The following is a 15,611-nucleotide window of genomic DNA, read 5'->3' as shown; positions in this document are numbered from 1 at the left end:
GTGCTGATTTCAGGAGTACAACAAATAGAATCTGATTGTTAACTATTAATTAATTCCTGCAATTCTTTTCGTAAAGATAAAGGCTGATACCCCAATGCAAAAGCTTTGGAACTATCCAAAGAAACATCTGCCGGTCTAGGTGCTGCCATTTTTACATCTTCTTGTCGGCAGGATTTAAGACCGGTGGCAGGGAGTTGAAATACCTCAACTAATATTTGTCCAAAATCATAACGCGAAATCCGCTCTTTGCCACCTAAGTGAATGATACCGTTAACTCTCTCCAATGCTAATAAAAGTCCTTTGGCGGCAGTTGTTCCACTTATTGGGGTACGAAATTCATCTATAAATAAATTTAGTTCTTTTTCTGCTTTTAAAGTTTCAATAAATGGCTGAATAAAGCTTTTCGCTGTAGGCGTGGCTGCACCAAACATCAATGGCATCCGACACACTGCGGTCATGGGATATCTTTCTAGCATATCTGCTTCTGCGATCGCTTTTTGCTCACCGTAAAGATTGACAGGACACACTGCGTCGGCTTCTCGATAGGGTGCATTTAAGCCATCAAAAACCAAGTCGGTTGAGGTAAAAGCACAAGGAACCGAGTTATCCGCGCAAAGTCCGGCTATATTACCGGATGCTATGACGTTAACTGCGTGCGATTCTTCAGGGTGGGTTTGACAAAAATTTGGTTGTGATTGTGCAGCAGTATGAATCACTGCTGTTGGTTTGACATCACTAAATATGCGTTGCAATTCCTGAAAATTTGTTAAGTTCACTTTTAGCATTTTCATGCCAGGAATTTCAAGAGAATGGGATAAATAAGTGCCATAAATCTCCCATTCTCGTTTTGCAAGTTGGCAAATATGCCATCCCAAAAAACCACTTGCTCCGGTGATTAACAATTTTTTCATGTGTAAATCATTGCTACAGCAAGCTTATATTCTACCTGAGTGGTGGTGACAAAATCCTATTGCAGTAATTTCTGAAACTGCTCCTGACTACGCACTTTGCTAAAATCTGGGTCAGTTTTTGCTAATTTTTTGTATTTATCAGGAACCAGCTTGATTGCTTTGTCTAGGTTTTGAATTGCTAATTCGAGATTGCTTTGCAATGCATAAGAGCAAGCTTTATTGTAATATGCTTGGTGTAAATCTGGCTTGATAGCGATCGCTCTATCGTAAGATGCAATGGCATCCTGGTAGCGGTGTAGCTTTGTCAGAGCAATGCCTTGGTTAATTAAGGCTTCATATTTGTCGGGTTTGATGGCGATCGCTTTGTCGTAAGATGCAATAGCTTCTTGGTAGCGTTGCAACGATGTCAAAGCTATGCCCTGATTGTACCAAGCTTCATATTTGCCGGGTTTAATGGCGATCGCTTTCTCGTAAGATGCAATAGCTTCTTGGTAACGCTGCAACGATGTCAAGGCTATGCCACGGTTAATCCAAGCTTCAGGACTTTCAGCTTTGATGGCGATCGCTTTATCATAAGATGCAATAGCATCTTCATAACGTTTTCCATCTAATAAATGATTGCCTTGATGAAAAAAATCTTCTGCTTTTTGGGTAGTCTTCGCTTCTATGAAAAGCTGGGTTACATTCCTTTCTTGGACAACTTGTGTAGTATTTTCTATTGATGAGTTTGCCCCACTACTACAACCAAATGCGAAGAAAGCTATCAAGCCAGATGCAACGAAGCAGCGCTGAAAAACCATGCTGTACCTACAAAACTTATGAGACGATGTTAAAATTTGTTTGTTTTTTGAGTATTATCAAAATACACTAGTTTTTAGCCATTAATTTACTTATATTTTCAAAAAGAGCTTTATTGACAATGCATGTATGCTTCTGAAAATCAAGCGTATAGTACATTATCATATTAAATATACATAAAGCAATTGCTTGGAACTTATTTCATTAAAAAACAATTATTTGTGTGGCTATAGCAATCCGTGCAGGAGTTACGAACAAAAAGATCCCCGACTTATTCAAGAAGTCGGGGATCTGAGCCTCTCGGTAACGAGCAAATCAAATAGGATTGCTAGATGTACGTTACGTAGCCCGTTGTAAACATCGCAATTGTGTGGTAAATTCCCATAGATAATATACTCTGTCTGTACAACGCTTAACTAATGCCAAACACCGATTCAACAGTTGATTTAATCGAATCGCGTGCATCCTTCAAGGTTTGACTAATGGGATGCTTTGCTTGTAAGAATGCACGGGCACAATTGCGTCCCGGCATTCCCGAAATCGAACCACCTGGATGAGTCCCTGCACCAGTCAAAAATAGATTTTCAATTGGCGTTTTGTAGTTAGCTATTTCTGGCAAGGGACGGAAAAATATCATCTGATCTAGAGTCATATCAACATGGTAATAATTCCCTTTATACGCACCTAATCTTTCTCCTAGTTCTGCTGGACTTTCTACACGACGGGCGATAGTTGCACTCTTAACATTCGGTGCATAGTCTGCTAATTTATCAATTACCCTATCTGCAACTTTGTTTTTCAATTCATCAGTCCAACCAGTACCTTTTAAACCAGTGCCTTCTGCACCGGCAATTTGATAAGGGGCAAAAAATTCAATCCATACAGTATGTTTACCTGGTGGTGCTAATGTGGGATCTAAATAACTAGGCATCACTAAATACATTGATGGGTCAGCATCAGGAATTTCCCCCAAGGTGCATTTACTATGAGCCTGTTCTACATGAGCCACAGAATCGGCAATTAAGATAGAACCAACAAGATATTCGTCTTTGTGGGCGTGGTATGGAAAGCGCAGTGGTTCGTCTAAAGCTAAATCTATTTTGAGGATGGTTTCGTTATTGTTAACGATACGACGTTCTAACCTTTCCCATAAATCAGGATCGGCTCCATCAACATCGCTTTTATCAGTCATTTGTAAGAATAACCGCTTGGCATCAATATTAGAAATAACCCCATGTTTAGCGCGGTATTCTGTACCACCAGCCACTCGCACAGCAACAGCTTTACCATCATCAATTAAGACTTTTTCAACATGCTGGTCTGTGAGAATAACGCCACCTTTACTTGTGACTAAATTTACCAAAGCTTGCACAAGTGCGCCAGTTCCGCCGCGAGGTCTTGCCATTCCAGGATTGTGACGCATTGCCATCATAATTGCACCAATGGCAAGGGTTTTTTGTGATGGCGGCGCACCCAATTCTGCTGCTAGTCTTGCTAGCGGCGCTTTAAGAAATTCCTCATCAAACCACTCGTTAAGTAAATCCTCAGCGCTGGTTAACATGGTGCGAATAAAATCCAGCGTTTTGTTTGGGGAACCAATCACCGAAAATAAATCTTTTAATTTTTTGATATCGTAGTTGCCAACGATATCAATAATTGACTTCGGTGGTGCATTAAACATCGGAATCATTGCACCGATGGCTCGTTGCCAATAATCTACAAATTCGGCGTATTTTTTGGCATCACGTTCATTATAACGAGCGATTTCTGCACAAGTTTTTTCCAGCGACTTATGTGCTAAGAAATACTTCCCATCAGGATGAGGACAGAAAACAACTGGATCGCACTCCAAATAATGCAAGCCGTATTTTTCTAGTTCTAATTCTTCGACAACTGGCCCCAAGTGAATAAATTCATGGTCAATAGCACACAAGTTAAATTTAAATCCAGGAGCCTCTTGGGGTAAACATTCTTCAGTTGTTGCTGCACCACCTGGAACAGAACGCTTTTCCAGTAACAGGACGCTATAACCAGCTTTTAGCAAATAAGCTGCACAAACTAGTCCATTGTGTCCAGCACCGATCAGCACAATATCATACTCTTGCATAGTTGTAATTTAGAAATAAGTAGCTTTCTAAATAGTAGAAACCTTTTACTACTTTTACATCATCCCTCGGTAACAAAAATTATCTTTAGCTAGTGTCAATACTACTAAGGAGATAGTTGAGTTATTGATGAAGGTATTTGCTTTACTTGAGTTTCTGCCAGAAGTATTAAACTGCCAATTTCTACTTTTATATCTTTAATATTGAACACCATATCTTCCCATTTAAAATATGGTAGATTCATCAATTCTTTGGCTTTTTGCATTAAAGCTGCAACTAATTCTATGGAAATCCCCTCTCCCTCAGTGCAGTTAAAACTCTCTAGCATCGCGGGTTTTGAATGAGTCCGTGGGCGAAGAAGTGCAGTGTAAGCTAAAGGGCGAGTATTTTCCATTTCCTTTAACAGTACTCTTCCCCTACATTCTATTTTGCCATCACCAGGTAGAAATACTTCGATTTTTTGTACTTCAAAACTCACAATTCTGCCATCTACATCCAAATCAAAATCTTGCATTTTGCTGCGAACAAAATCTGATGCCAAAGTGCGGTTCATATCTACTTCTGTAAGTATAATCCGAGCTATGGCATTTACCGGCTCATTGAGTTCTATTTGACCAAAAAGAGCGCTTAAGGGATTGATATTAATACTATCTGTTTGTAGTTTGATTTCCTGTATGCGAATGTCTTCTTGGATTACTAACCCAAGTCCAGCAACCGAAACTCCATCCGCCTGTCCCTGAACGATTTTCAACAGATCGGTTTGTACATTTATTTCTATTTTCTCTGCTCCATCTAGCTTTTCGGATATTCTTCTTTCAGCTTCTTGGGATAGAAATTCTTCTTCCAAACGATGCTCATCAGGCATGAATTACTACTCTCATAAATGTCTTCTTAATATTTACTGTAAAGGCTAGATGCTAAGGAGCGGATCTATATTAAGGTATATGTAAGTCGGAGGATTATATTAATTCGGAATTGATGTACAGGACTACTGTGATTAATTACAAACCTTTACGGTTCAAATACAGGTGCAGCTTCAACTTCTTCTGTTAAAGGAAACTCATTAACCAGGTTAGCGATCGCCATAATTCTCTCAAAATTTGCCCCCACCCCATCCCGGTACTCATCTCTTAGCTGCAAATCCAGCAACAATGCCATAAGATCAACATACTCACCCACATCAAAACTTATATCTTTCATCTTTCCTTGGCGGCTTGGCGGTTCGTTATCCTAAAATAACTTCTTACCACAACTCAAATAACCAATGCGATTAATTTTATACAGTAAACCAGGCTGTCATTTATGCGAAGGCTTGCAAGAAAAGCTAGAAAAAATCCAAAATCTCAGTTTAGAGTTGGAAATTAGGGATATTACGACTCGTGAAGATTGGTTTGCTGCGTATGAGTATGAGGTGCCGGTACTTTATTTATCGAACCGCCAAGCCGCCAAGGGGGCGGAGGAAGAAATTATAAAAGCACTATTGCCGCGTCCTTCTCCTCGTGCTAGTGTGCAGCAGTTGGAGCAAATGTTGCGTAAGTATTTAGCTAATTAGAAAAAAATAATGCAGAATAAGCGCAAGATTAAGAATGTGACGAGGTTCACAACATGAAATTGCGGGAATTACTAACGGCGGTAGACAGTGTTGAACAATTGCCTAGCCATCCGATAGAGGATGTGGAAGTTAGGGGTTTGAAGACGAATTCCCATGCTTGTGGTGTGGGAGATTTGTTTATTGGGATGCCAGGAACGCGGGTTGATGGTGGGGAATTTTGGCAAAGTGCGATCGCATCCGGGGCTGTAGCTGCGATCGTTTCTCTTGAAGCTGCACAAAAAAATCCCCCCACAAATCAGGCTGTAGTTATCAGTGCAAGTAACATAACTCAAGCTTGTGCCCAGATAGCCAGTGCTTTTTACGGTTATCCAGGGCGAAAACTCAACTTGGTAGGCGTGACTGGTACAAATGGCAAAACTACAACCACCCATTTAATTGAATTTCTGCTGATCAAAGCTAATTTAACTACAGCTTTGATGGGGACTCTCTACACTCGTTGGGCAGGTTTTGAGCAAACTGCTGCTTACACTACGCCCTTTGCCGTGGAACTCCAACAGCAGCTAGCAGAGGCTATAAATGCTGGTAGTGAGTTTGGGGTGATGGAAGTAAGTTCTCACGCTTTGTCCCAAGGTAGAGTGTTAGGTTGTGAATTTGAGGTGGCAGTATTTAGTAATCTTACCCAAGACCATCTCGATTATCACCGCGATATGGAAGATTACTTTGCTGCCAAAGCGTTGTTATTTAGCCCTGATTATCTGAAGGGACGGGCAATAATTAATGCTGATGATGTCTACGGGAAGCGGTTAATTGCCTCGTTGGACTCTGAACGGGTTTGGAGTTACAGTGTCAACGACAACAGCGCCGATTTATGGATGAGCGATTTAAGTTACGAGCCGAATGGTGTCAGTGGTACATTACATACACCAAAAGGTGACGTAGCTTTTCGATCGCCTTTAGTCGGACAATATAATTTAGAAAATCTTCTAGCAGCCGTAGGAACAGTTTTGCACTTAGGGCTAGATTTGGAGTTAGTGGCATCTGTAATACCTGAGTTCCCTGGAGTTCCGGGACGGATGGAACGGGTACAAATTAGTAATGAGCAAGATATTAGCGTGATTGTGGATTATGCTCATACACCCGATAGCTTGGAAAATCTGTTGAAAGCTGCACGTCCGTTTATACCTGGGAAGGTGATTTGTGTGTTTGGTTGCGGAGGCGATCGCGATCGCACTAAGCGCCCAAAAATGGGTAAAATTGCTGCTGAGTTAGCTGATGTGGCAGTAGTGACATCAGATAATCCCCGCACAGAAAACCCAGAACGGATTTTAGAAGACGTTTTGGCAGGGATTGCCGCAACAGTAAAACCAATTGTAATTTGCGATCGGGCTACTGCAATTCGTACCGCTATTTTACAAGCACAACCAGGTGATGGAGTGCTGCTTGCTGGCAAAGGTCACGAAGACTACCAAATTCTCGGCACTGAAAAAATCCATTTTGATGACCGAGAACACGCACGCGACGCTTTACACCAAAGACTTAACATCCAAAGTTAATTTGGGAATTGGGCATTGGGCATTGGGCATTGGGCATTGGTTATTAATTCTTCCTCCCCTGCTTCCCCTTGCTCCCCTTGCTCCCCATTCCCCATTCCCATTTTTCATACTTAATGTTTCTTTCCGTGGGGATTTTGTAAAAAATGCACGCATAAAGGTGAAAATCGAAGACAGAATTATTTCTTGCTTCATCCTTCTTGTGCTTGACTCATGAATGTTTCTCTGGCTAAGGATCTGTCTGTTTATCAACTGGTTATGGGAGTGCAAGTGCCTCCAAAACCATTGTCCCTCAGTCCGGCTACTCTGCTATCACTGGTGAGAGCGCAAATTGACTTACTAATTGAGCAGCAAATTGCAGCCACTTTATGGGTAAAGCTACCACCAGAAAAAATTTGGCAATCAGAATTAACGCGTTATCAATCTTCGGTAGGTGCGTCTAGTCTCATCTATACTTGCCAGATTAACGAAAGTGAAAGTGAAAAAGGCGGAACGGGAGAAGATGAGGAAGCAGGGGAAGAAAATACTTCCTCATCTTCCTCATCTCCTCATCATGTCACCGTTCACCTGCCACCAGATAGCCAACTGCGACGGGAAAACTTTCTAATGGTGTTATCGCCGCAGTTTTGCAGTTTAATTTTGGCTCATCGACCACTTAAAAAACGCAAAAATCAGACATCGGCGAAGGTAAACACTAATAAAAATCAGCCACTGCTGATTATAACTACTGTTGAGGGGAGAGTAATTCAGCAAGTATTAGATGGTATTCAAAAAGCGAGCGCGCCAGAATCATCGCCAATTGTAGCTGCTGATTTTATTTGTCCAACTATGCCCCAAGCGGCAACCATGACTCAACTGTTTGCAAAACAACTCCTGCGACAGGATGAAATTAATCGTCAAATCATCACAGCCCGCACTACCAAGTTGCAGCAGCTAAATCAAGAACTGCACAATAAAGAACAACTCCAAGATGAATATCTGAAAAATCTCTGTCAAGAACTCCGTATACCCCTGACGCATATCAAGACAGCACTTTCATTATTGAATTCCCCTAATCTCAAACCCCCGCAGCGACAACGTTATTTACAGATGTTAAATATCCAATGCGATCAGCAAAATTCCCTAATTAGTGGTTTGTTGGAATTGGTGCAACTAGAACGTAATTTGGAGGGGATGACTTTGGAGGCGGTGCGGCTCTCAGAGATTGTACCTGGAGTAGTCAGTACCTACCAACCTGTAGCCCAAGAAAAGGGGATTATGCTAGCCTACACCGTTCCCACTGAACTCCCACCTATTTGGTGCGTGAGTGGTGGGCTAAGGCAAATTGTCATTAATCTGCTGCACAATAGCATTAAGTTTACTCCTAATGGCGGTGAAGTATGGGTGCGTGCCCGTCTTCAAGGGAATTATGTCCAATTAGAATTCCGCGATACAGGTATTGGTATTGCCGAAAGCGAGGTTTCCAAAATATTTGACCGATTTTATCGTGTGCGTACAGGAGTTACTGAAGATTATGCTGGTGCTGGCTTAGGATTAACAATAGTAAAGCAATTGCTACTGCGCTGTGGCGGTTCTATTTCTGTAAAAAGTAAATTATATGAAGGTTCCACATTTACAATCCAACTGGCAACTGTTGGCAATACCCCAAAAGCGATCGCAATCGAAAATGAGTGATAAATTATGATTATCCCTTAAGTTAATAAAAGTAATTAAAACTTTAATAACCAGCTAATTATTGCAATTGGGAATAATTATTTTTTAATAGAAAGACCTCTCCCTCTCCGAATCGGGGAGGGACGGACTTGAACGAAAGTTTAAAGCAGAAAGAGGTTTCTTTAACTCAGGTTAATTTAGAGTGAATTTATAATTTTAAAAAATAGTTGATAAATATTCACTCCTAAGCTTTAGCTCCTGATTTATGTTTATTGCTAACTTCTAAGGGAAGGAAAATCGTTAAAACTTCCCCATAGTGTGGACGCTGGCGCACGATCAATTTACCGCCGATCGCTTGAAACAAATGCTTGGTTGCGGCGATATTCAAACTAATAGTACCCGTTTCTGGCTGGAACATCAGCAATTGACCAAGGGCTTTGCGAATTGGTGGTGTTGGAGCTGTGGCGGCTTTACCCGAATCTTTGCATCCAAATTGGGGTGATAGTTGTAACTTCAGTTGATCTCCAGCCGGGATAACTTGTACTTGAATATGGCTACCAGAAGGTAAACTGCGAGTGAAATTCTCTATCAAACCAGTAAGTACCTGATCCAACATCATCGGATTGCTCACCACAGTTGGTAGTTGTTGGGGTAAAACAACATTTAAAGTTAAGTTGCGCCGATGCGCTGCTTGTTCCCAACGGGGAATACTTTGCTGCAACACTTGATCTAAAGACATCGGTGTGAGTTGAGTTTTTGATGATTTTGTAGAGGCAGTAGTTTCTAGTTCTGCTGCCTTAAACAGCAACTCCATGCGATCAATTTGCTCGGTACACTCGTGATCGATAATTTTTAGGCGATTGATCACACTAGTATCTAAATCTCGCCGCTTCAGCAGCAGACGAGTCATGGTGCGAATAGTGGTTAAAGGTGTGCGGACTTCATGAGCAAAAGCTTGGAGCAGTTCTACATCAGGATTTGGGGATTGGGCATGGGGCATGGGGCATTGGGCATTGGGAATTGCGAATTGCGAATTGTTATACTTCTTGTACCCCCTGCCGCCTGCCGCCTGCTCCCCTGCTTCTTCTCCAGTTCCGATTGCCCACTCCTTAGTCTCTTCTGCTTCTGTTAATTCCTGAAGCAATAACTGACTAAACTGAATCATGATGCGGCAATCTGGTGCTACCGGAGAATACTGTTGTACCAATACATCGAGGCGGGCAAAAAATTCTGGATTAGCCAGCATTACCCTCGCTCCGAGCGATCGCCAAGCTTGCTGTACTACTTCTGGCTCAAAAGAAAAGGAAAAGGTTTTTTTACCGTTTTTGTGGGTTGCTAGAACCAGTACTAATCTAAATTTATCAGTAAATACTAAGCAAAACTGCTCTGCACCGAGAGGATCGGCAGGTAATAAGGGAAGTACCGATTCATGAGGAGCGATTTCTTCATCTATAGGTGCAATCGCATCTGGCATCTGAAATGGCATCAGCGCCAAGGGATTAAATGGTTTTGCCGTGAAAGTGACTGTTTCTAAACTTTGAGTCAGTTTTGGCTGGCTAAATAAGGGTGCTGGTGCAGCTAAAACTAGTCCTTGGGTTGTGTCAACTGAATCAGATGCTAAAGTATTTAATAGCAAATGTTCTGTCGCTGCGAGGCTAACACGCCACTGCCGCTCTGCTTTGCCAGGTGAACATTCAGCCACACTTGATTGATTTTGGGCCAAGATTTCGCTCAGACTTGGCAATATCCATTCGTACACAGGTTTTCACTCCTTAATTCAAGAGCGACTAACAGCGTCTAAGGTAGACATTTCACTACTACCTCCGAGGTTATAACCATTTGTGTGCTGTTGAAAGTGGTAGAACCGAACAATTCGGGCGCAATTTCCCCTATATAGCGATGTCTACGATGGGCTACGCCTACGCAATTATTTTCTAAAAACCCTCGTACTTACCCTGTTACGCGATCGTGGCGATCGCAACTTGATGATTGTACTGATTTCCCGGCTCGAATCGGGATTGCAATGACAAACTCCGCACCCTGTCCCGGTGATGAAATACATTCCAAAGAACCACCATGCTTTTCAGTAATTATCTGGTAACTAATCGATAATCCCATACCAGTCCCCTTACCAACTGCTTTCGTAGTGAAAAAAGGGTCAAATAAACGCGACTGGATTGCTTCTGGAATTCCCGATCCATTATCAGCAATCCGAATTACGACACGATCATTTACCTGTTGTGAAAAAATGCGAATCAAGGGATTTGGACAAAGTTCTTTTTGAAAAGCCTCTTCTAAAGCATCGATTGCATTTGCTAAAAGGTTCATAAATACCTGATTCATTTGCCCTGCAAAACACTGAATTTTAGGCATTTCGCCATACTCTTTAACCATTTGAATTTGAGGACGATTATTTTGTGCCTTGAGTCGGTGTTGCAAAATTAACAAGGTACTTTCGATTCCTTCATGCAGATCCGCCGTTTTGAACTCAGCTTCACCCAAGTGAGAGAAAATTCGTAGACTGAGAACAATTTCTCGGATGCGTTCAGCCCCCATTTTCATTGAGGCTAACATCTTAGGCAAATCTTCTATTAGGTAGTCAATATCAGTCAGTTGGTTAGCATTTTGAATTTCTGGCTCTGGGTTAGGGTAGTATTTTTGATAAAGCTTAATTAACAGCAACATCTGTTGAGTGTAATCATCAGTGTATTTGAGGTTGCCGTAGATAAAGTTAACCGGATTGTTGATTTCATGGGCAACTCCCGCTACTAATTGACCCAGACTCGACATTTTTTCAGATTGAATTAATTGGATTTGGGTTTTTTGCAGTTCTTTTAAAGCTTGCTGAAGTTCTGCTTCTGCCTGCTGGCGATCGCTAATTTCCTCTCGTAATTGTTCATTAGCATTAACCAACTCATCTCTGGAATGTTGGAGATCGTCTGCCATTTTGTTGAACGAAGTAGCTAAATCGCCAATTTCATCTTGGGAGCGAATACTAACTCTGGTATTTAACTTCCCTTCAGCCAGATTTACAACAGCTTGCTGGAGTTTTTTAATCGGTTTTGAGATGCTTTTAGAGAGTAAATAGCCTGCTGATAGTGCTAGTATGCTAGATGCCAAACTGATGAGCGAGGTGACAACAATATTTTTTTGGGCTGTTGCTAATGCTGCTTCATAAAGAGGTGTATATTCTAGAATGACTGCACCAATTGTTTCACCCTTCTTAGTCTTAAAAACAACAGCAATTAATTGAATCCCTTGTGGGTAGTCAGGACTGGCCTCAACATAAGTTCTTGGTATACCATCGTGAATAGTTTTACCAACTTCATTATTGCGATCGCGATCTAATCGTGTACCGATATCTTCAGCAAGGACATCTGCTAGTATGATTTTATTACGGTCTACAATCTCCAAATCGCGCTGACGTTGCTTGTGTAGCGATTGAACATGCTCTTGTAATTGAGCTAGAGTTTCCTCACGCGATCGCGTTTCGTGGTATTCAAACTCATGGCTTACGAAATATTCCAGTAGTCCAGCAACTTCTTCAGCCTCTTCTTGGGCAAGATACTTAGCTATCTTTAATTGTTGATAAGCACTAACTGCACCAATAATTACTGAGAGAGTAGCCATTCCTAGAATACCCGAAATTAATTTCTGACTAATCTTCATTCCTTGCTCGAAACCTCAAGTGCTGGCTACTGTGCTGATTTAGTTTTGGGGAATTTGCCCTGATTTTAAAATTCCCACATGTGTGCCTAAAAGCTACACAGTCAACAGCTATTAGCCAAATCTTTAATCTGGGTCTATCTTGGCGATACTTCTTACAGAGAGGCTACGCGATCGCATTTTTTGAGTAGATTAAAAATAGACTATCTCAAAGGCAATTTATGACTTCTTTTGAAACTTCAGCTGAAGATTTAGTACTAGTTGCTGGTGCTACTGGTGGAGTAGGGCAACTGGTGGTAGGCAAACTCTTAGAAAAGGGTTTGAAAGTTCGTGTCCTGACACGCAATGCCGCAAAAGCCGAAGAAATGTTTAACCAAAGAACGGAAATTGCCGTTGGTGACATCCGTCAGCCAGCTACACTCCCAGCCGCAACGCAAAATGTCACCCAGATAATCTGCTGTACTGGAACCACTGCCTTTCCCTCTACACGATGGGAATTTGACCAAACCCCGAACTTGCTTGAATGGGGAATCACTTTCCTTAATCCCAAATCTAGCGAAGCAAAAGCAAAGAATAGTCCGGCCAAGGTCGATGCCCAAGGTGTGAGAAACCTAGTTACAGTAGCACCACAGAATTTGAAGCGATTCGTTTTCGTCTCTTCCTGTGGAATTCTCCGTAAAAATCAGTTTCCTTTTAGTATTCTTAACGCTTTTGGTGTCCTGGATGCCAAACAAAAAGGTGAGGAATCGATTATTAATTCCGGATTGCCTTACACCATTATCCGTCCAGGACGCTTGATTGACGGGCCTTATACCTCATACGACCTCAACACACTGCTAAAGGCAAAAACCGATGGTAAATACGGTGTAGTCGTAGCCACAGGCGATACACTTTCGGGTGATACCAGTCGCATTGACGTAGCAAACGCTTGCGTGGAATGCCTTTTTCAGCTAAATAGTTCCAGGAAAATTTTTGAACTAGTCAACCAGGGACAAAGACCACCCGTGATTGATTGGGAAACTCTTTTCTCTCGACTTGAGTAACTGCTAAGTGCTGAGTTCTATTTTATCCAATCCACAATTTCCAATCCCTAATTCCCAATACTTTACCTCTAAAGACGGCAAACACCACTCTGATGTTACGGTTCACCCTAATTACTGAAAGTATTAATTCTCATACATTAGACAGAGTGAAGGCAAATCAATCTATGAACCAACTAAAAAAACTATTTAGTTAGTTTAACCGTCCTAAGCAAGGTTCGGGAAACCACCCTTCATGGACTGGCTACCACTAAGCTTCAGTATATATATCAGCATAGTCTGGAGTTTTAACCCCAGGAAAGCCAAATCAAAGGTATTCATGCTGAATTGGCTGATTTATTGACCTGTTGGTTCAAAATTTAGTCCTTTTTATTCTCATTCATTCATTTGTAGTTATACGGAGCCAGCACCTAAAATGGCAAAAGTAGTTGGAATTGACTTAGGAACAACGAACTCCTGCGTGGCAGTGATGGAAGGTGGTAAACCCACAGTAATTGCTAATGCTGAAGGTTTTCGGACAACGCCATCAGTAGTAGCATTTGCGAAAAATGGCGACAACTTGGTTGGCCAAATCGCCAAACGCCAAGCGGTGATGAACCCCGAAAATACGTTTTACTCAGTCAAACGCTTTATCGGTCGCCGCTACGACGAAGTTAGTAACGAAGCAACTGAAGTTTCTTACAAAGTTCTCAGCAGCAACGGCAATGTCAAATTAGATTGTCCGATAGCTGGTAAACCGTTTGCTCCTGAAGAAATTTCTGCAAAAGTTCTTCGCAAACTAGTTGAAGATGCCAGCAAATACCTTGGTGAAACTGTCACCCAAGCTGTAATCACCGTTCCCGCATACTTTAACGACTCTCAACGGCAAGCAACAAAAGACGCTGGTAAAATTGCAGGTATTGAGGTTCTGCGGATTATCAACGAGCCAACTGCTGCTTCTCTAGCTTATGGCTTTGACAAGAAGAGTAACGAAACCATCCTCGTATTTGACCTTGGTGGTGGTACCTTCGACGTATCTGTGCTGGAAGTAGGAGATGGAGTTTTTGAAGTACTAGCCACATCTGGGGATACACACCTTGGTGGTGACGACTTTGATAAAAAAATAGTTGACTTTTTAGCTGAAAAGTTCAAGAAAGCCGAAGGTATTGACCTGCGGAAAGATAAACAAGCTTTACAACGTCTGACTGAAGCCGCAGAAAAAGCCAAAATTGAGCTTTCTAGCGTTACCCAAGCAGAAATCAACCTACCATTTATCACCGCTACCCAGGATGGCCCCAAGCACCTGGATACAACCCTGACTCGTGCCACCTTTGAAGAACTTTGTTCTGACTTAATCGACCGTTGCCGTATCCCTGTAGAAAATGCTCTCCGGGATGCCAAGTTAACCAAAGGCGATATTGATGAAGTGGTGTTAGTTGGTGGTTCTACCCGGATTCCCGCAGTCCACCAGATTGTGAAGCAGGTATTGGGTAAAGACCCTAACCAAAGCGTTAACCCTGATGAAGTTGTAGCAATTGGTGCAGCTATTCAAGCAGGTGTATTGAATAATGAAGTTACTGGCATCTTGTTGTTAGATGTATCACCCCTTTCTTTGGGTGTAGAAACATTGGGCGGCGTGATGACCAAAATTATCCCCCGCAACACAACAATTCCCACGAAGAAATCAGAAGTCTTCTCCACGGCAGTGGATGGTCAAACCAACGTAGAAATTCACGTCCTTCAAGGTGAACGCGAATTCTCTAACGACAACAAGAGTTTGGGAACCTTCCGTCTAGATGGTATTCCTCCCGCACCACGTGGCGTTCCTCAAATTGAAGTAGTGTTTGATATTGACGCTAACGGTATCCTTAACGTCACCGCTAAGGACAAAGGTACTGGTAAAGAACAGTCCATCAGCATAACCGGCGCTTCCACTCTGGATAAAACTGATGTTGACCGGATGGTAAGAGAAGCTGAACAAAACGCTTCATCTGACAAAGACAAGCGTGAGAAGATTGAACGCAAGAACCAAGCCGACTCTTTAGCATACCAAGCTGAAAAGCAGTTACAAGAATTGGGCGATAAAGTTCCCGATGCTGACAAGACCAAAGTCGAAGGTTTAGTGAAAGAACTGCGGGAAGCCGTTGCTAAAGAAGACGATGAGCAAATCAAAAAGCTCACTCCAGAATTGCAACAAGCTCTATTCGCCGTTGGTAGCAACATCTATCAACAAGCTGGTGCTGGTGCTGCACCAGGGGCTGAACCTCAAGATGGCGGTTCCACCTCTAGTTCTGGTAGCGGCGACGATGTGATTGACGCTGATTTTACAGAGAGCAAATAATTTCCCTACTTCTTTC

General features: G+C 42.1%; 12 protein-coding genes. 5 read left to right on the top strand and 7 right to left on the bottom strand.

The window, feature by feature from the left end; genetic code table 11:
- Positions 1-38 precede the first annotated feature (38 nt).
- The 5 genes from V7K38_RS18155 to V7K38_RS18135 all read right to left on the bottom strand — a co-directional run bounded on the left by V7K38_RS18155 (position 39) and on the right by V7K38_RS18135 (position 5,014).
- Positions 39-911 carry an SDR family oxidoreductase gene (locus tag V7K38_RS18155; RefSeq protein ID WP_334859793.1) on the bottom strand — a complete coding sequence of 291 codons (873 nt, stop codon included), beginning with the start codon at positions 909-911 and terminating at the stop codon, positions 39-41.
- A 56-nt stretch (positions 912-967) separates the two neighbouring features.
- Positions 968-1,711, bottom strand: a complete 744-nt coding sequence (locus tag V7K38_RS18150; protein WP_334859792.1) for a tetratricopeptide repeat protein — start codon at positions 1,709-1,711, stop codon at positions 968-970.
- A 410-nt stretch (positions 1,712-2,121) separates the two neighbouring features.
- Entirely contained in the window at positions 2,122-3,816 is a 1,695-nt protein-coding gene (crtO, locus tag V7K38_RS18145; protein WP_334859791.1) for a beta-carotene ketolase CrtO, read from the bottom strand.
- Between the two features lie 104 nt (positions 3,817-3,920).
- Positions 3,921-4,679, bottom strand: a complete 759-nt coding sequence (locus V7K38_RS18140) for an LmeA family phospholipid-binding protein (RefSeq protein ID WP_334859790.1) — start codon at positions 4,677-4,679, stop codon at positions 3,921-3,923.
- Between the two features lie 146 nt (positions 4,680-4,825).
- Positions 4,826-5,014, bottom strand: a complete 189-nt coding sequence (locus V7K38_RS18135; RefSeq protein WP_334859789.1) for a DUF4089 domain-containing protein — start codon at positions 5,012-5,014, stop codon at positions 4,826-4,828.
- A 64-nt stretch (positions 5,015-5,078) separates the two neighbouring features.
- Between V7K38_RS18135 and V7K38_RS18130 the strand changes: the two genes are divergently transcribed.
- From V7K38_RS18130 to V7K38_RS18120, 3 genes are all read left to right on the top strand, one after another.
- A complete protein-coding gene (locus tag V7K38_RS18130) occupies positions 5,079-5,366 on the top strand; it encodes a glutaredoxin family protein (RefSeq protein WP_334859788.1) in 288 nt (95 codons plus the stop codon).
- Between the two features lie 53 nt (positions 5,367-5,419).
- Positions 5,420-6,919 carry a UDP-N-acetylmuramoyl-L-alanyl-D-glutamate--2,6-diaminopimelate ligase gene (locus V7K38_RS18125; RefSeq protein ID WP_334859787.1) on the top strand — a complete coding sequence of 500 codons (1,500 nt, stop codon included), beginning with the start codon at positions 5,420-5,422 and terminating at the stop codon, positions 6,917-6,919.
- Positions 6,920-7,129: 210 nt separating this feature from the next.
- Positions 7,130-8,590 carry a DICT sensory domain-containing protein gene (locus tag V7K38_RS18120; RefSeq protein WP_334859785.1) on the top strand — a complete coding sequence of 487 codons (1,461 nt, stop codon included), beginning with the start codon at positions 7,130-7,132 and terminating at the stop codon, positions 8,588-8,590.
- Between the two features lie 223 nt (positions 8,591-8,813).
- On the opposite strand, the gene V7K38_RS18115 is transcribed toward V7K38_RS18120, so the two are convergent.
- Positions 8,814-10,328, bottom strand: a complete 1,515-nt coding sequence (locus tag V7K38_RS18115) for a sensor histidine kinase (protein ID WP_334859784.1) — start codon at positions 10,326-10,328, stop codon at positions 8,814-8,816.
- 191 nt (positions 10,329-10,519) lie between these two features.
- The gene (locus V7K38_RS18110; protein WP_334859783.1) at positions 10,520-12,199 is read right to left on the bottom strand and encodes an ATP-binding protein; all 1,680 of its coding nucleotides are present in this window, start codon (positions 12,197-12,199) and stop codon (positions 10,520-10,522) included.
- Positions 12,200-12,456: 257 nt separating this feature from the next.
- Here V7K38_RS18110 and V7K38_RS18105 point away from each other — a divergent pair, with 257 nt between their 5' ends.
- Positions 12,457-13,278 carry an SDR family oxidoreductase gene (locus tag V7K38_RS18105; RefSeq protein WP_334859782.1) on the top strand — a complete coding sequence of 274 codons (822 nt, stop codon included), beginning with the start codon at positions 12,457-12,459 and terminating at the stop codon, positions 13,276-13,278.
- 412 nt (positions 13,279-13,690) lie between these two features.
- A complete protein-coding gene (dnaK, locus tag V7K38_RS18100) occupies positions 13,691-15,595 on the top strand; it encodes a molecular chaperone DnaK (protein WP_334859781.1) in 1,905 nt (634 codons plus the stop codon).
- The last annotated feature ends 16 nt before the right edge of the window (positions 15,596-15,611 follow it).

It is taken from the genome of Nostoc sp. (genome assembly GCF_036917465.1).
Classification (GTDB): Bacteria; Cyanobacteriota; Cyanobacteriia; order Cyanobacteriales; family Nostocaceae; genus Nostoc.
Note: the sequence above shows the minus strand (reverse complement) of the source record. Positions and strands in the feature narration are given on the sequence as shown.